Annotated in this window: 17 protein-coding genes and 1 tRNA gene; 6 read left to right on the top strand and 12 right to left on the bottom strand. The window is 60.8% G+C overall.

Going from position 1 to position 15,829, the window contains the following annotated elements:
* Positions 1-18 precede the first annotated feature (18 nt).
* Positions 19-915, bottom strand: coding sequence for a DUF6685 family protein (locus AC0ZJQ_RS11375; RefSeq protein ID WP_008568986.1), 897 nt, complete (start codon positions 913-915; stop codon positions 19-21).
* A 187-nt stretch (positions 916-1,102) separates the two neighbouring features.
* On the opposite strand from AC0ZJQ_RS11375, the gene AC0ZJQ_RS11370 reads away from it, so the two are divergent.
* Both AC0ZJQ_RS11370 and AC0ZJQ_RS11365 read left to right on the top strand, forming a co-directional pair.
* Complete coding sequence (locus AC0ZJQ_RS11370) at positions 1,103-1,324, top strand: DUF2835 domain-containing protein (RefSeq protein WP_008568987.1); 222 nt, start codon at positions 1,103-1,105, stop codon at positions 1,322-1,324.
* Positions 1,325-1,414: 90 nt separating this feature from the next.
* On the top strand, positions 1,415-2,446 hold the full coding sequence (locus tag AC0ZJQ_RS11365) for a quinone-dependent dihydroorotate dehydrogenase (RefSeq protein ID WP_476476681.1): 1,032 nt from the start codon (positions 1,415-1,417) through the stop codon (positions 2,444-2,446).
* A 119-nt stretch (positions 2,447-2,565) separates the two neighbouring features.
* Here AC0ZJQ_RS11365 and rmf read toward each other — a convergent pair whose 3' ends face one another.
* Entirely contained in the window at positions 2,566-2,781 is a 216-nt protein-coding gene (gene rmf, locus AC0ZJQ_RS11360; RefSeq protein ID WP_003289553.1) for a ribosome modulation factor, read from the bottom strand.
* 357 nt (positions 2,782-3,138) lie between these two features.
* Here rmf and rlmKL point away from each other — a divergent pair, with 357 nt between their 5' ends.
* Positions 3,139-5,316, top strand: a complete 2,178-nt coding sequence (rlmKL, locus tag AC0ZJQ_RS11355; RefSeq protein WP_476476680.1) for a bifunctional 23S rRNA (guanine(2069)-N(7))-methyltransferase RlmK/23S rRNA (guanine(2445)-N(2))-methyltransferase RlmL — start codon at positions 3,139-3,141, stop codon at positions 5,314-5,316.
* A 68-nt stretch (positions 5,317-5,384) separates the two neighbouring features.
* Here the strand turns inward: rlmKL and dacB are convergent, their stop codons facing one another.
* Entirely contained in the window at positions 5,385-6,842 is a 1,458-nt protein-coding gene (gene dacB, locus AC0ZJQ_RS11350) for a D-alanyl-D-alanine carboxypeptidase/D-alanyl-D-alanine endopeptidase (RefSeq protein WP_213663623.1), read from the bottom strand.
* 270 nt (positions 6,843-7,112) lie between these two features.
* On the opposite strand from dacB, the gene AC0ZJQ_RS11345 reads away from it, so the two are divergent.
* On the top strand, positions 7,113-7,457 hold the full coding sequence (locus AC0ZJQ_RS11345) for a YggL family protein (protein ID WP_273528178.1): 345 nt from the start codon (positions 7,113-7,115) through the stop codon (positions 7,455-7,457).
* Here AC0ZJQ_RS11345 and AC0ZJQ_RS11340 read toward each other — a convergent pair.
* The 6 genes from AC0ZJQ_RS11340 to AC0ZJQ_RS11315 all read right to left on the bottom strand — a co-directional run bounded on the left by AC0ZJQ_RS11340 (position 7,441) and on the right by AC0ZJQ_RS11315 (position 12,574).
* Complete coding sequence (locus AC0ZJQ_RS11340; RefSeq protein WP_476476679.1) at positions 7,441-8,538, bottom strand: FUSC family protein; 1,098 nt, start codon at positions 8,536-8,538, stop codon at positions 7,441-7,443. The two genes, AC0ZJQ_RS11345 and AC0ZJQ_RS11340, sit on opposite strands and share 17 nt — an antisense overlap.
* Positions 8,539-8,541: 3 nt before the next feature.
* The gene (locus tag AC0ZJQ_RS11335) at positions 8,542-9,873 is read right to left on the bottom strand and encodes a deoxyguanosinetriphosphate triphosphohydrolase (RefSeq protein ID WP_165594603.1); all 1,332 of its coding nucleotides are present in this window, start codon (positions 9,871-9,873) and stop codon (positions 8,542-8,544) included.
* Between the two features lie 136 nt (positions 9,874-10,009).
* Positions 10,010-10,330 carry a hypothetical protein gene (locus tag AC0ZJQ_RS11330; RefSeq protein WP_476476678.1) on the bottom strand — a complete coding sequence of 107 codons (321 nt, stop codon included), beginning with the start codon at positions 10,328-10,330 and terminating at the stop codon, positions 10,010-10,012.
* Positions 10,327-10,707 carry a phage holin family protein gene (locus tag AC0ZJQ_RS11325; protein ID WP_301618138.1) on the bottom strand — a complete coding sequence of 127 codons (381 nt, stop codon included), beginning with the start codon at positions 10,705-10,707 and terminating at the stop codon, positions 10,327-10,329. The genes AC0ZJQ_RS11330 and AC0ZJQ_RS11325 overlap by 4 nt, the downstream gene beginning before the upstream one ends.
* 13 nt (positions 10,708-10,720) lie before the next feature.
* Entirely contained in the window at positions 10,721-11,125 is a 405-nt protein-coding gene (locus tag AC0ZJQ_RS11320) for an ElaB/YgaM/YqjD family protein (RefSeq protein WP_476476677.1), read from the bottom strand.
* 195 nt (positions 11,126-11,320) lie between these two features.
* Positions 11,321-12,574, bottom strand: coding sequence for an OprD family porin (locus AC0ZJQ_RS11315; protein ID WP_008568999.1), 1,254 nt, complete (start codon positions 12,572-12,574; stop codon positions 11,321-11,323).
* Between the two features lie 410 nt (positions 12,575-12,984).
* Here AC0ZJQ_RS11315 and AC0ZJQ_RS11310 point away from each other — a divergent pair, with 410 nt between their 5' ends.
* A complete protein-coding gene (locus tag AC0ZJQ_RS11310; protein ID WP_008569000.1) occupies positions 12,985-13,224 on the top strand; it encodes a glutaredoxin family protein in 240 nt (79 codons plus the stop codon).
* A gap of 107 nt (positions 13,225-13,331) precedes the next feature.
* Here the strand turns inward: AC0ZJQ_RS11310 and AC0ZJQ_RS11305 are convergent.
* The 3 genes from AC0ZJQ_RS11305 to mobA all read right to left on the bottom strand — a co-directional run bounded on the left by AC0ZJQ_RS11305 (position 13,332) and on the right by mobA (position 14,428).
* A tRNA-Pro gene (locus AC0ZJQ_RS11305) sits at positions 13,332-13,408 on the bottom strand.
* A 151-nt stretch (positions 13,409-13,559) separates the two neighbouring features.
* Entirely contained in the window at positions 13,560-13,781 is a 222-nt protein-coding gene (locus tag AC0ZJQ_RS11300; protein WP_008569001.1) for a YgdI/YgdR family lipoprotein, read from the bottom strand.
* A gap of 65 nt (positions 13,782-13,846) precedes the next feature.
* Positions 13,847-14,428 (bottom strand): molybdenum cofactor guanylyltransferase MobA, encoded by a 582-nt coding sequence (mobA, locus tag AC0ZJQ_RS11295; RefSeq protein WP_476476676.1) that lies wholly within the window; start codon positions 14,426-14,428, stop codon positions 13,847-13,849.
* 351 nt (positions 14,429-14,779) lie between these two features.
* Here mobA and AC0ZJQ_RS11290 point away from each other — a divergent pair, with 351 nt between their 5' ends.
* Positions 14,780-15,811 carry an acyltransferase family protein gene (locus tag AC0ZJQ_RS11290; protein WP_476477773.1) on the top strand — a complete coding sequence of 344 codons (1,032 nt, stop codon included), beginning with the start codon at positions 14,780-14,782 and terminating at the stop codon, positions 15,809-15,811.
* The last annotated feature ends 18 nt before the right edge of the window (positions 15,812-15,829 follow it).

Genomic DNA, 15,829 nt, shown 5'->3' with positions numbered 1-15,829 from the left:
CCGCCACTGCGGACTGTTTTACGAGTCTTGCGGCTGGCCGAGCTTGAATCGCGTGATCTGCGGCAGGTTGCGCAGATAGCGCACCATGTCCGGCGCGCCGGCGCGTTTCAGCCCTTCGCCGATAGCGCTGGCGGTAGGGTGGTGTTTCTCCAGCAGCAGCAATTCCGAGTTGCTGGCGTTACGTAGCACGGTCAGGCGCGCATACGGCACCTGCGTGTCGAGCAGCAGCGCCATGAACTCCGCATCGCTCCAGGCCTGGGCGGGCATTGCAATGGCGTGGTACTGCTCGTCCAGCGCACGCAGCCCGGCTCGGTCGAGGCGGTAGACGACAAGCTCGGCAGGCATCAGCAGTTCAAGGCCGCGCAGGCGCGCATAGGCCACCGCACTGGCGAATGCCTCGACGTGGTGCTCTCCGGCCCAGTACAGGCGTTCACCCAGCCAGCCGGCCTGGCGCAGCTCGATGGGCTCATCCTGCGCATGGCCGGGCAGGGCGATGCCGAGGGTACGCAGGAAGTCCTTGTAGCTGATGATGCGGGTGCGCCGGCAGGCCTCGGTGGCGGCGAATGCTTCGATGCTCGGATAGGCGATGCCGTCGGGACTCTGGCCGCCGAGACCGTCGATCTGGCGCAGGTCGATGCTGGCCAGCGACTGACTGTCTTTCTGAATCAACCGGCTCAGCGCAGCGTGCGCGCGCGCCTTGTCTTCCTGTACCGGACCCGAAAGTGCACCGCGCGGCAGCTCCAGCAGGCGCTGCAGGCAGGGGCCGTCATTCCAAAAAATGCTCGGCTCCGGCTCGTAAAGCGGCGCGAAAGGCAGGTTCAGCCGACTCGCACGCTCTAGCGTCTGATGGCCGGGTTGTGCGCGTAGCCCCAGCCGCTGGGCCAGGCGGGTGATGTGAGTGGACAATGAAGGCATGGACTCGGGCAGGCTCGTCACGATGCTTGAGCTCGGAAAGTACTCTGGGGAGTGTGGCAGACCGAGCCGCGAAGCGCACCTGCCTTGCGCGCTTCATGCGCCGGGCAGCAGCGGACCGATTGGCTATGGCGGCCGGAACGGCGCGCCGATGTGCGAGGATTGCTGCAATTGAACACGAGGAGCCTCCATGCCTAGCCTGGTGCTGGATATTGCACTGCCTGCCGAGCGCCTGCTGGCTGCCTATCAAGGGCACGCCAACCGGGTTCTGCTGCGCAGCCGCGACGGCAGACGAATCAGCCTACCGGTGCATCATCTGCGGCCCTTTGTGACTCGCGAAGGGGTATTTGGTTCCTTCGAGCTGGAATTTGCCGAGCAAGGCCAGCTGATCGGCCTGCACCGCTTGCGCTGAAGCGCCTTCGGAGCAGCCGTGCAGGCGGCTGAAATACCGCGTCGCCTGCTATACTCCGCGGCCATCACTTCCCGAGATTCTAGGCTGCGTATGTATAACCTGGCCCGCCAGATGCTGTTCAAGCTGTCCCCGGAAACGTCTCACGAGCTGTCGCTCGATCTCATCGGCGCCGGCGGCCGCCTGGGTATCAATCGGTTGCTGAGCAAGTCGCCGGCAAGCCTGCCGGTGCGCGTCATGGGCATCGATTTCCCGAACCCGGTCGGGCTCGCCGCAGGCCTGGACAAGAACGGCGAGGCCATTTGCGGGTTGTCGCAGCTGGGCTTCGGTTTCATCGAAGTCGGCACCGTCACGCCACGCCCGCAGCCGGGCAATCCGAAGCCGCGCATTTTCCGTCTGCCGGAAGCCGAGGCGATCATCAACCGCATGGGCTTCAACAACCATGGCGTCGATGCGCTGCTTGCGCGGGTGGACGCCGCGCGCTTCAAGGGCGTGCTGGGAATCAACATCGGCAAGAATTTCGATACGCCAGTGGAGCGTGCCGACGAGGATTACCTGCTGTGCCTGGACAAGGTTTACCACCATGCCAGCTATGTGACCGTCAATGTGAGCTCCCCCAATACGCCGGGGCTGCGCAGCCTGCAGTTCGGCGACTCGCTCAAGCGTCTGCTCGAAGCGCTGCGCCTGCGCCGCGAGGATCTGGAGATCGAGCATGGCAAGCGCGTGCCGCTGGCGATCAAGATCGCCCCGGACATGACCGACGAGGAAACCGTGCTGGTGGCCGAGGCGGTTCTGCAGGCTGGGATGGACGCGATCATCGCGACCAATACTACGCTGAGCCGTGAGGGTGTCGCGGGGCTGGCGCACGCCGACGAAGCAGGGGGATTGTCGGGCGCTCCGGTGCGCGAGAAATCCACCCACACCGTGCGCGTGTTGGCGCAAACCCTCAGTGGCCGGCTGCCAATCATCGCCGTGGGCGGGATCACCGAGGGGCGCCACGCCGCCGAGAAGATCGCCGCCGGAGCGAGCCTGGTTCAGCTGTATTCGGGATTCATCTACAAGGGGCCGGCGCTGATTCGCGAGGCGGTGGATGCGATTGCCGAGTTGCGCGCGAAGGCGCAGTGACTAAGAGGTCGGAATCGAGATCGGAATCGGCCCGATGCGGGGCTCCGGATCGGAGCCCCTGGGCTTCTAGCCCGCCGCCCGGATGGGGCGTGCGATGAAGAGTCGGTCAGGTCGGGGAATCAGCCGACCGCGTGGAGTTCGTTCAGTCGATGCAGACCGGCGGTGCCGGTCAGACCATCCCAGTTGTCGCCGCGACCCTCCCGCCAGCCGTTGATCCAGGCTTGGCGCACAGTGGGATGGGTGAAAGGACACAGGTCGCGAGATTTGCCATGTATGCCGTGTTGATAACCGCGCAGGAATGCTCGTTCCATCGGATCACGCTTGAGTCTTCTCATTGGGTATTGCCCTCAGTGGTTGACTGGTGTTCCTGGTGGCCTCATGGCGAGACCGGGCAGACAGGCTGCCGTTGGGTCCGCTGCCGGCGTGGCGGACGCCATCGACCTCATTGCGATGGTCGATTGGGACGAGTTCTAACCCAATGGCCGAGAGGCTGGAATGATCGTTTTGTCATAAGTAGGTAACCAAACTATGGTTCAGCCCATAAGCAGTGTGTACTGCCGGGCCTAGAGCCACCCGCCCGCAACCGCGCGACAGCGCCGGCGCGCGTCTGTGTGACGCAGGGCAATTTTTTTGCTGGGCCATTCCGACGAAGGGTCGGATCGTTCCGCTTCGAACACTCACTGGAAGCATCCATGACCGACCGTCACGAACTCATTCTCACCTGTCCCAAGGGACTCGAAGGCTTGTTGCTGGAGGAAGCCCGGCAATTGGGGCTGGAGGACGCGCGTGAGCAGACCGCGGCAATCCGCGGTTTCGGCGCCCTGGAAGTCGCGTATCGTCTGTGTCTCTGGTCGCGCCTGGCCAATCGCGTGCTGCTGGTGATCAGCCGCTTTCCGACCACGACCGCTGAGACCCTTTACGAAGGCGTGCGCAGCGTGGACTGGGCCGAGCATCTGGAACCTGGCGGCAGCCTGGCAGTCGAGTTCAGCGGGCGCGGGTCGGGTATCGACAACACTCATTTCGGCGCGCTCAAGGTCAAGGATGGCATCGTCGACCGTCTGCGCACCGCCAGCGGCGAGCGACCCACGGTCGACAAGCTCAACCCTGATCTGCGCGTGCACCTGCGCCTGGACAAGGGCGAGGCGGTGCTGTCGCTCGATCTGTCCGGGCACAGCCTGCATCAGCGCGGTTATCGCCTACAGCAGGGCGCTGCGCCTCTCAAGGAAAACCTGGCGGCGGCGGTGCTGATCCGCGCCGGCTGGCCGCGCATTGCGGCGGAAGGCGGCGCGCTGACCGATCCGATGTGCGGCGTGGGTACTTTCCTCATCGAGGGCGCCATGATCGCCGCGGACATCGCGCCCAACCTCAAGCGCGAGCGCTGGGGCTTTAGCGCCTGGCTCGGACATGTGCCGGCGCTATGGCACCGCTTGCATGATGAGGCCGAGGCTCGCGCTGCGGCCGGTCTGGCGCGTCCGCCATTGTGGATTCGGGGCTACGAGGCCGATCCGCGCCTGATCCAGCCAGGACGCAACAATATCGAGCGTGCCGGGCTGGGGAGCTGGATTCGCATCTATCAGGGTGATGTGGCGACGTTCGAGCCGCGTCCCGACCAGAACCAGAAGGGACTGGTGATCTGCAACCCGCCCTATGGCGAGCGCCTGGGCGATGAGGCAAGCCTGCTGTATCTCTACCAGAACCTCGGCGAGCGTCTGCGTCAGGCCTGTCTCGGCTGGAAGGCGGGGATCTTCACCGCGGCGCCCGACCTGGGTAAGCGCATGGGTATTCGCAGCCACAAGCAGTACGCCTTCTGGAACGGTGCGCTGCCGTGCAAGCTGCTGCTGATCAAGGTCGAGCTCGACCAGTTCGTGACCGGCAATCGCACCGCGGCACCTCAGGCGAACGCCGCGCCGGCGCCGGTTGAGGTCGCGCGGCTGAGCGAAGGCGGGCAGATGTTTGCCAATCGCCTGCAGAAGAACCTGCGCCAGTTGGGCAAATGGGCGCGCCGCGAGGGCATCGAGTGCTACCGGCTGTACGACGCCGACATGCCCGAATACGCCGTGGCGGTGGACCTGTATCGTGACTGGGTACATGTGCAGGAGTACGCGCCGCCGCGCTCGATCGACCCGGACAAGGCCCAGGCGCGCCTGCTCGATGCCCTGGCGGCCATTCCGCAGGCGCTGGGTGTGCCGCGCGAGAAGGTCGTGGTCAAGCGCCGCGAGCGGCAAAGCGGGACGCGCCAGTACGAGCGGCAGGCGGCACAGGGGCAGTTCCTGGAGGTCGCCGAAGGCGGCGTGAAGCTGCTGGTCAACCTCACCGACTACCTCGATACCGGGCTGTTCCTCGATCACCGACCACTGCGCTTGCGCATCCAGCGCGAAGCGGCGGGTAAGCGCTTTCTCAACCTGTTCTGCTACACCGCGACCGCCACGGTACACGCGGCCAAGGGCGGCGCGCGCAGTACCACCAGCGTGGACCTGTCGCGGACCTATCTGGACTGGGCCCGACGCAATCTTTCGCTCAACGGTTTCTCTGATCGTCAGCGGTTGGAGCAGGCCGATGTCATGGAATGGCTGGCGGCCGATCGCGGCGAATACGATCTGATCTTCATCGATCCGCCGACCTTCTCCAACTCCAAGCGGATGGAAGGGGTGTTCGATGTGCAGCGTGACCATGCGGTCCTGCTGGACCTGACTATGGCGCGGCTGGCGGCTGGCGGCACGCTGTATTTTTCCAACAACTTCCGTAAGTTCGAACTCGACCCGAGTATCGCCGAGCGCTACGCGGTGGAAGAGATCAGCGCCGCTACGCTGGACGAGGATTTCCGGCGCAACCCGAAGATCCACCGGGCTTGGCGACTGCAGGCTCGCTGACGGCGGGCATCGCTAGAATGCATGGCTAGAAATGCATGAGGGCGGCCCGAAGGCCGCCCTCATGGCAATCAGCGCTGGGCTGTGTCCGCGTGTCGCTGGTTGTGCAGGCTGACCAGCACCTGATCGAGGATGGATGACGCACCCCACGGGCGTGGATGGTTGAGAATCGCCACCACCGCCCAGGTATTGCCGTCGCCGTCGCGGCTGTAGCCGGCAATCGCGCGCACGGTGTTGAGCGTACCGGTCTTGATATGTGCCTTGCCGGCGACTTCGGTGTTGCGCAGGCGCTTGCGCATGGTGCCATCCACCGCAGCCAGCGGCATCGAGGAGATGAACTCCGCTGCATAGGGGCTGCGCCACGCGGCCTGCAACAGACTGGCCAGTTCGCGTGCGCTCACGCGTTCAGCGCGCGAAAGGCCGGAGCCGTTCTCGATGACCAGATGCGGGGAAATCAGGCCCTTCTTCGCCAGCCACTGCCGAATGACTCGCTGCGCGGCCTTGGAGTCGTCGCCATCCGCTTCGTTGCGAAACTCCGCGCCGAGGCTGAGGAACAGCTGCCGGGCCATCGTGTTGTTACTGTACTTGTTGATATCGCGGATGATCTCTACCAAGTCCGGCGAGAACGCCCGCGCCAGCAGGCGCGCATCGTCCGGCACCTGGGCGACGCGATCCTGGCCGAGAATGCTACCGCCCAGTTCCTGCCAGATTGCGCGCACTGCGCCTGCGGCGTAGTTGGGATGGTCAAGCAGAGAGAGGTAGGTCTGGGACCGGCAGCCGGCGGCCAGCTTGCCGCTGACCACCACTGTCACGCCGTCGGCATCGCGGACCGGGTTGAACAGCACGTCCGGCCAGCCCGGGCATTTGGCGGCTGGCAGCGGCTTGACGCGGTTGTCGATCTTCACGTTGGCTATCGGCGGTTCGACGGCCACGCTCACCTTGCCTGCATCGTTGCGCACGATGAAGCGCAACGCCTTTAGGTTGACCAGCAGCGAGTCGGGGCCGACCAGAAAGGGCTTGTTCTGGTCGCCGCCATCGTCATTGAAAATTGGCAGTTCGGGCTGGACGAAATGGCTGCGATCGAGCACCAGATCACCGGTGACCTTGCGCACGCCATTAGCCCGCAGATCACGCAGCAGCAGCCAGAGCTTCTCCATGTTCAGCTTCGGATCGCCGCCACCCTTGAGATAGAGGTTGCCATTGAGCGTGCCGTCGACCAGCGGACCGTCGGCATAGAATTCGGTCTTCCACTGGTGGCTGGGGCCGAGCAGTTCCAGCGCGGCGTAGGTCGTCACCAGTTTCATCGTGGATGCGGGGTTGACCGAGACGTCGGCGTTGACGAAGGTCGGTGCGCCTTTGGCGTTGAGCGGCAGCATTACCACCGACAGGGCATTAGTCTCGATTTTATTGGCCTTGAGCGCCTTGACTACCTGCGGCGGCAGGTTCTGGTTGACCGGCGCAGCGTGCGCGGGCCAGGCCAGCGGCGCCGCCAGTGCGGCGATGGCCATGCAGCGGAGAAATTTATTCATCTGACGGCGCCTCTGAAAAACGGGCACGAATTGCTGGTCGCGGCATACGGATCCCCACTGCTTCAAGGGAAAAGGTGCGGGCATTATGCCTGCGCACCGGAGGCACGGTGCCCCACTCCGATAAGCGTAGCCGGGCAGGCCATCATCCTGCAAAAGGGCAGTGCGATGAATATTGGCGGCCAGTGCTGCGGGCAGGGTGGTTTCGTCGCCTAAGCGCGGCGTAGCTGGTACAGTGCGCGCCGTTATCAAACTAGAAAAGGATCACTCCAGATGGCTACCAACCGCTCGCGTCGCCTGCGCAAGAAGCTCTGTGTCGACGAATTCCAGGAACTCGGCTTCGAGATCAACCTGACCTATCGCGAAGGCGTGGACGCCAAGGCCGTGGACGATTTCCTCGAGGCGTTCGTTACCGAAGCGATGGAAGCCAAGGGTCTCGGCTATATCGGTGGCGAGGATTATGGTTTCGTTTGCCTCGCTAGTCGCGGTTCGGTCAGCGAAGAGCAGCGTGCGCAAGTGGATGCCTGGCTGAAGGGGCGTGCCGAGCTGGCCGAATACTCCGTCAGCCCGCTGATGGATGTCTGGTACCCGGAAAACCCGATCAGGACCGAGGCGTAGTCACGTCTCGCGCCTGCTCATCTTGAGCCGTCGCCTGCGGTCGTTTCGACGACCGCCTGGTGATGAGGCGGCGCAGCAGGTACATGACCAGCGTTGCGCCGAGGGCGATCCCGACGCCGATGGTCGCATTGATCAACCGCATTTGCGGCAGGTTCCAGTCCTGCGCCAGGGTTTCGGCCAGCAGCAGGAAGCCGAGCGTCGCCTGCAGGACGAACAGCCCGTAGTGATGCGCCTGGAACGCCCGTCCGAAAAAGATCAGCGGCAGCAGGATCATCACCATCAACGGTGGATCCGCCAGGCTGTGCCCCATGTAAATCAGGATTACCGCCGCGCCGAGAACGCCCAGGCAAGCCTGTAGCGCCCGCATCAGACTACGTTCCATATCCAGTTGCAGCATGGTGAATACCGCCAGCGTCAGCCAGTAGCCGCGTGGCAGGTCCGCCAGTTCGACGATTGCGCCGCCGAGTGCACAGGCCAGCACATAGGTCAGCGCATGTTGCCTCCACTGACGGATCGGCGTACGCCGTGCATGGCGTCGCAGCACGCGCAGCAGGCTCATCAGACGCGGCATGTAAGGCCACATGCGCAAGCCGTGTACGCCGCGCATGCCGAACGCGAGCAGCGTCACCCACAGCCCACCGAGCGCAAACAATATTGCGATCGCATAAGGGTTGTTGAAATCGGCGATGCCGTACTGGCCCTGCCCCAGGCACAGGCAGATCGCCAGGCCGATGCCGAGCTTGCCGGCTTCGTTGCCATAACGCTGCAGCCAAGCCAGCAGCAGGCCGTAGAGAGCAAACAGGCCGAGGCTGATCAGCGGATGAGTGGCGGACCAGAAGCCCAGTCCGGCACTGCAGGCGCCCAGTGCGATTAGCAGCAACATGCGTAGCATGCCGAAGCGATGCAGCGGGTTGGCCTTGGCTGCCTGAAATGCCCCCACTGTCGCCCATAGAAACCCCGGATGCCCGCTGAACAGGCCGAGCAGCAAGGGCAGGGCGCAGCCCAGCGTGGCAACCGCGGCCGCACCCCAGGCGGGGCGCCCGGGGTGCCAGCGCAGGCTTTCGGTCAGCAGATGCCTCATGAGTTACACCGGGCTGGAACGGCCAGTCATCTCGCTGGCCATTTCCGTTGCATAGCTGTCGGTCATGCCGGCGATGAAATCGATCACTCGCAGGAAGGAGTGATACAGCGGCGCGTTCGGATTAGGTGCATTACGGCCCAGCAGATCGAGAATGCGCTGATTCTTGAACGAGAGGCTGCGCCCGCGATGCTGTTCCAGTGCGGCACCGCAGAACGCGTTAAGGAGAATTTCGAGCGTGGTGTAGGCGCCGATCTCGTGGAGCGTCTTGCGCTTGTCCTGGAAAATCTTCTCGCGCGCCAGGGCCTTGGCCTGCAGCACGCACTCCTTGGCGGGGCCGTGCATGTGCTCGACCAGATCGCCCGGCAATTGTCCTCGCAGCAAATTGTGCTGCTGCGCGACGAAAGCGCGAGCAGCGGCGTTGGTGAGGTGCTCGATCGCCTTGCCCCGCAGGATTGCCAGCTTGCGCCGCCGGGAGTCCTTCGGACCGAGCTGGCGATAGGTTTCCGGCAGATCGTCGCCAACCAGGCCGAGCAGTAGGGCTTCGACCTCCGGGTAGTCGAGCAACTCCATTTCCAGGCCGTCTTCAAGGTCGATCAGCCCGTAACAGATGTCATCTGCCGCTTCCATCAGGTAGACCAGCGGATGACGACCCCAGCGCTGATCCTCCACCAATGGCAGGCCGAGCTTCAGCGCAATCTGTTCGAGCAGCGGTCGCTCGTTCTGATAGCAGCCGAACTTGTGCTTCTTGTAGCCCAGCGCCTCGGCATGCCGCGAGGTCCATGGATACTTGAGGTAAGTCCCCAGCGTGGCGTAGGTGAGTCGTGTGCCACCGTCGAACTGGTGGTACTCCAATTGCGTAAGCACCCGAAAGCCTTGGGCGTTGCCTTCGAAGTTAAGGAAGTCCGAACGCTGGAAATCGCTCATGTCATCCAGCCAGCCGCGATCCGCAGCTTGCTGGAACCAGTGACGGATTGCGTCTTCGCCGGAGTGGCCGAAGGGCGGGTTGCCGATGTCGTGGGCGAGGCAAGCGGACTGTACGATCATTCCCAGATCGGCGGGGGAGCACCATTCGGGCAGTTCGTCGCGCAGCACTTCACCGACCCGCATGCCGAGCGAGCGACCGACGCAGCTGACCTCCAGCGAATGGGTCAGGCGTGTGTGGATGTGATCGTTGCTGGAAACTGGGTGCACCTGGGTCTTGCGGCCCAGACGGCGAAACGCGCCGGAGAAGATGATGCGATCATGATCCTTGTGAAACGGACTCCGCCCCAGCTCTTCGCTGCTGTGGCTGGATTTGCCGAGTCGTTCACGGGTAAGCAGGGTATGCCAGTCCAAGGACTATCTCCATATGGCCTCCAGCGGGCGCGACTAAGCTAGCACAGTAATCGCCATCCACCGATGCGGCTAAGGTCCCGTCGCATCGGTGCAGGTTTTACGGTGCTTTTCCATGTGTCCACGTGAAGCACAACTCCTAGCGCAATTTGCTGCGCAACTTCTGCTGCCCTTTGATCAGCGGATAAAGCGTGATAGCGACGCGAGCAAGCGTACCGATTCTGCCCAGCCGACGACCAAACAGCGCCAGGACCACGGTCGCGGCCATCATTAGCGGTTTCTTCCCTGTGCCTCCGTCCACACTTTCGCGACGTCTGGCCAGCATGCTTCGCGCCTGTTCGAATGGATGGCTCAACGGCTGCGCATGGTAGAGCAACTGCTGGCGGTGCATTTCCATCCGCAGGCGAACCAGCTCTTTGCGCATATCCAGATCGGTGGCGGTGCTCAGTTGCTGACTCATGGCAATAGGCGCTCCCGGTCGCGGGTGAGTTCCTCAATCGTGGCCTGAAAGGGTGAGGCGCACGCTTTGGCAAGCTTCAGCGCACGACCGATACACATCGCCATGCCCACAGCATAAATAGCGCAAAGCACTAGGATTGCGGTGATTCGGTAGCTGTCCCAGAAGACGATCACCAATGCTGCGGAAAGGCCGATCAGTACCAGCAGCCCCAGGATCAGGCTGACTCCGGCGAGGAGAAAAAGCCGCACAGTCCTGGCTTTTTCCTCCTGCAATTCGATGCCGAGCAGTTCCAGATGCCCCTGCAGCAGGCCGACAAACGCCCCGCTCAGTTTCTTCAGCGAAGGCTTTGGTGCCTCTTCGCCGGGTTCGACCTCCATTGACTACCTCGACTTAGCGACGTGAAGAAAGCAGGCCCAGCAGGAAGCCGACACCAGCAGCAATGCCTACCGATTGCCAGGGGTGGCTCTGGACATAGTCTTCGGTGCACTGAATTGCGGCTTGGCTCTGCTCGCGCATGGAGGCTTCGCGATCCTTCAGTAGTGTTTTTGCCCGAGCTAGATTCTCATTGATCTTGCCGCGTAGCTCTTCGCTCTGTAGGCCAGCCGTTTCCTGAGTGTGCTTGAGCAGGCGCTCGGTATCCCCTATCAGCGTGTGAAATTCGTCAATCAGGGCGTTTTGCGCATTGTGCAGATTGCGCCGATGAGCCGACTTGTCGAGCAGCGGCGCACGTTGATCATGAGGCGTATCGGGAATTGGGGTTTCGTCGGTAGTGCCGAAGGTAGACTCGGTAGACATGGGCGGCTCCTCGAGATTGTGCCGGAACGATGCGTTCCGGTGCTGTAAGTTTCGAGCATAGCCGGCAGGTAAGGTTCCCGCTTCGTTTCGAGGATAGCGCGGTGGAGTTGCTGGATTTAAATTTTTCACTAGATAAAAAGAAACCCGCCGAGGCGGGTTTCTTTTTATCTGCTGCAGCAATACAGCAAGACGCGATTACATCAGCGGGATAGTATAGCTAACGATCAGGCGGTTTTCGTCGATATCGTTCGCTGCACCATTGCTGCGGAAAGTGGCATTACGCCATTTGAGCCCCAGGTTCTTGAGTGCGCCATCCTGAATAACGTAACCGATGTCGGTATCTCGCTCCCATTCCTTACCCTCCGAGACACCGGCACGCTCGAAGTTGTCACCAGTGACATAGCGAGTCATGAAGGTCAGGCCAGGAATGCCGATGGCAGCGAAATTATAGTCGTAACGAGCTTGCCACGATTTCTCGTCAGTCTGTGCGAAATCGCCGATCTGTACATAGTTGACCAGATAGGGGTCTACGCCACCGCCGACATAGGCGAAGCCGGTATCACCGGACATCTTCTGATAACCAAGGCCGAAGCTGTGGCCGCTGATGGAGTAGGTGACCATTGCGCCGAACGCCTTGTTATCGACGTTTGTATTGCCGTCATCCTTCGAACGCTGATAACGCAGATCGGTCTTCAACGACTGACCATCTGCGATCGGCAGCACGTGAACGAGGTTCAATGCATGCTGCTTATAGTTATCTTCAAGATTGCTGTAATAATAGGACGCACTCAGGTCCTTGGTGAGCTTGTAAGTACCGCCGAGGTAAACAAACTCATCAGATTCCGTAGCGCCGGTAATACCTTTGCCGGAGGTATTAATGGTGATGTCCTGATCGTTGGTGGAGTTACGATCATTGAACTGGTCGAAATACGCGACATCCAGAGTAAGGTTGTCAATTTCGTTGGAAACAAGCTGAGCACCACGCATTGTGGCCGGCAGCAGACGACTATCGCTGGTAGCAATAGCCATATTCTTGGGTTGCAGCGTACCGACTTTCAGAATGCTCTTGGAAACTCTGGCCTTAGCAGTCAGCCCCAATTGGGAATAGTCATCCGGTGCTCCTGAGTCACCGACCGGCAGCAGGCCGGTGCCGGTACGATCAGGACTAGAGTCCAGTTTGACGCCGAGCAAGCCAAGGGCGTCAACACCGAAACCTACGGTGCCTTCCGTATAACCAGACTCAACGCGCAGCAGGAAACCCTGTGCCCATTCGTCGGCTTTGGATTGGCCAGCGCCGTCTTGGCGCCAGTCGCGATTGAAATAGAAATTACGCAGTTCAAGGCCAGCCTTGGTGTCTTCGATAAAGGCAGCTTGAGCCATGGACGGGATAGCCAGTGTTGCTCCCAGAGTGGCCAGGGCCACGCCCCGGGCGATGGGGGTCTTGAGCATTTCTTATTTCTCCTCGTTGGATGATGCTCTGAAAGTCGCTCTTTACGGCGTCCTGCAATAAAACATTACAGGACAATTTCAACCTTTAGACTTTAGTCTTCAGGAGCACACAGTCAACGTGCTAGACGGCGCCGTCTGTATGTTCCCCGCATCGACTGCTCCAGTGATATTGCACCTGACTGTCAAAACGGCATCTGTTGGATGTGAATTACCCTGCAATCTGTCCGTTGCTTCGGGTTGCGGCATCCTAGCGTTTCGGTGCGCGAGAGTCGAATTTTGCGGTTAATCAAGCCGAGCGATGCGTGGAGCTTCACAAAACCATGCTGGGGAGGGAGGTGGCTACCGATAGCAGCCAATCGTGAAGCGACTGCTAGAATGCGTTCATAGCTGGAAATATGAATGAGTCGCTTATGCTGCCTGAGTGTCAGCTTTTCGGAACCCTTGGTTGCCACTTGTGTGAGCAGGCCGAGGAGATATTGATGCCGCTGGTTGAGCATGGCCTGCTGGTGGAGCTACTGGATATTGCTGAAAGGCCGGAGTGGGTTGATGATTACGGTCTGCGCATTCCGGTGTTGCGTCGAGTTGATACCGGAGCGGAATTGGATTGGCCGTTCGAGGCTGAGCAGATAGTGGGTTTTCTGCAGGTCTGAGGCACCGTGCCTACTGTATGGCGACATGTTTCGCGGAAACGAAAAAAGCCGACTTAAAAGTCGGCTTTTTTAATTCTTGCATTGGGTCGTGCAAGAGATTCGGGAATTGGTCGGAGCGACTGGATTCGAACCAGCGACCTTCTCGTCCCGAACGAGACGCGCTACCAAGCTGCGCTACGCTCCGAAGATGGCGCGCATTCTACAGAAAAAGTTTTGTCGCACAAGGGCTTAGTAAGGATTTTTTTGAGGGGCGCTTGGCTGCGGTCGATCAGGCGCGGGGCCTGGCGAAGAGCCGAGGGTTGGCTGAAGGGGGCGCCAACCCATCGGGCGGATACTCAGAGCTCGCGGACGGTCCGAACCTGATCCTTGTTGACCTTGCCGGGATTGCCGTCGAGCTGTTCGTACTCGTAGAAGCCGGATTCATCGTCGTACTCGGGGTGGTCGAGCGTCTGGATTTCTCGGCCATCGTTGAGGGTGATAACGCTCGGATTGGCGCATCCGGTCAGTGCCCCCAGCCCGACGATGACAAGCAATGCAGGAATGATGCGTGAGGTCATGGTCCTTGCCTCCTTGGTTATGATGCAAGTGGGACGGGCGTCAGCCAGGCTAAGTTCCCGAAACCTCAGCGTTCGAGTAGTTCCGGGGTGTTGAGGTTGGCCAGGCGTGGATCGTCCTCGGCTAGATCCAATGCTCGTGATCCTAGCGCCAGCAGTACCTGGCGAGGGCTGCGAGCGCCGGCCTGCCAAGCTGCTTCGAGACGCGCAGCCAGGTGTGTTGGAATCATGCTGAACAACGGCTCCCACTGCGCTGAGCGGCGCACCATCAAGGGATGCAGAGGATCCTGCGTGGCAATTGCGTGGAGGCTCCGCAGCAGCAGCGCATCGATCATCGGAGCGTCGCAGGGCAAGACCATCAGCCAATCATGATGTGCAGCGGCAAGCCCCGCCCGAATCCCGGCCAATGGACCGGGATAATCGGGTTCTTCATCTGAGAGCAGGCGATCCGCGTAAGGTGCATAGGCGGTCTGGTTGCGGTTGCATGACAGCAACAGATCGTCGGTTAGTGCGCGAACGGTCTCGTGCACCCAGGCAATCAGCGGTCGTCCATGCCACTCGATCAATCCCTTGTCCCTGCCACCCATGCGCTGGCCTCGACCGCCGGCAAGCAACAGGATGGAGCACGCAGGAAGAAGGCGGTCGCTCATGGCAGGCTCCGAGAAAAAAGGCAGTGATATACACCCGGTCTGTTTGCATCACAACTGGGCGCATCAGGTCGTGATCGATCGTTTCGATGACGCTTTCGCGTCGCCCATTTACGTGACTTCTCCGCGGTAACGCGCTGTAGTGCTTGGTGGATCAGGCGTTTCGCATGCCTCTGACGTCGATTATTCATTTGGTGAGCGTGGCTGAGTGTTATGGCTGCTTGCCGCTGGAGGCTGTCCTTTTGCCGAGGCGCAAACAAATCCTCGAAAGCATTGTCTATCTGCAGCATCCGCTCTCAAGCGCAGGCTGAGCGCCGGCTTTCCGATGCCTTCACAACAAGGAGAACGATGATGATGCAGGAGAGAAATGTCTGGGTCGATTATGCCAAGGCGATAGGGATCATCCTGGTCGTTTATGGGCACGTCGCGCGCGGGGTGTTCAACGCGGGCCTGCCTATGGATGAAGCCAATTACGTACTGGTGGACAGCATTATCTACAGCTTCCACATGCCATTGTTCTTCTTTCTGTCGGGGCTTTTCTTCTTCGACTCGCTGCAAAAACGTGGCAAGGGCGGGTTGATCATCAACAAGGTCGATACCATCGTTTACCCGTTTATCGTCTGGTCGCTGTTGCAGGGGCTGATCGAGGTTGTGCTTTCCAACTACACCAATGGTCAGGTAACACTGGTCGAAGTGTTCTCCCTGTTGTGGATGCCGCGAGCCCAGTTCTGGTTCCTGTATGCGCTGTTCTTGGTGTTCTTGCTCTGCTCCTTTCTATACGCGCGAGCTGATCGTCGTTACTTCTTGCCGATGGTGGTTCTGTTTGGCGTGCTTTTCATATTCAAGGACGCGCTCACGGTCAATACGGCGACCAGGTTCATCCTCGGTAATACCGTTTTCTTTGCACTAGGCATTTGGTTCAACGAGGTTAAGCAGTTCTTTCTGGCGCGCTGTATACAGCTGACGCTGTTCTTCGGGGCTCTTTTTGTGGTCGGGCAGTACCTGTTCCACATAACGTTCGGGATGAACTATGTGGATGGTGGTTTGCCTGTGCTAGCGCTGGCGACCATTTCGATCTTCTTTATGGTCGCGCTCTCCATGTGGCTGGGGCAGTTCCGGGTGGGCTGGTTGCTGTTCCTCGGTGCGTCGTCAATGACGATCTATCTGATGCACATCCTGGCAGGCAGTGGCGTGCGCGTAATTCTTGCCAGCTTCCTGGGTATCGATTCGATACCGGTGCATCTGGTGCTGGGAACGCTGGTTGGTATCGCGGCGCCGCTGCTTGCCCAGATCGTGATCAATCGCTACCGGCTTGGTTTTCTTCTCACACCGCCCAAGCCCGTTTCAGCATCCAATCTCCGCGTGCGCAGGGCGATGGCGCAGTAACTGCGGCGTAGCCGAAGG

The sequence above is a fragment of the Stutzerimonas sp. 21-1 genome (assembly GCF_056336065.1).
Note: the sequence above shows the minus strand (reverse complement) of the source record. Positions and strands in the feature narration are given on the sequence as shown.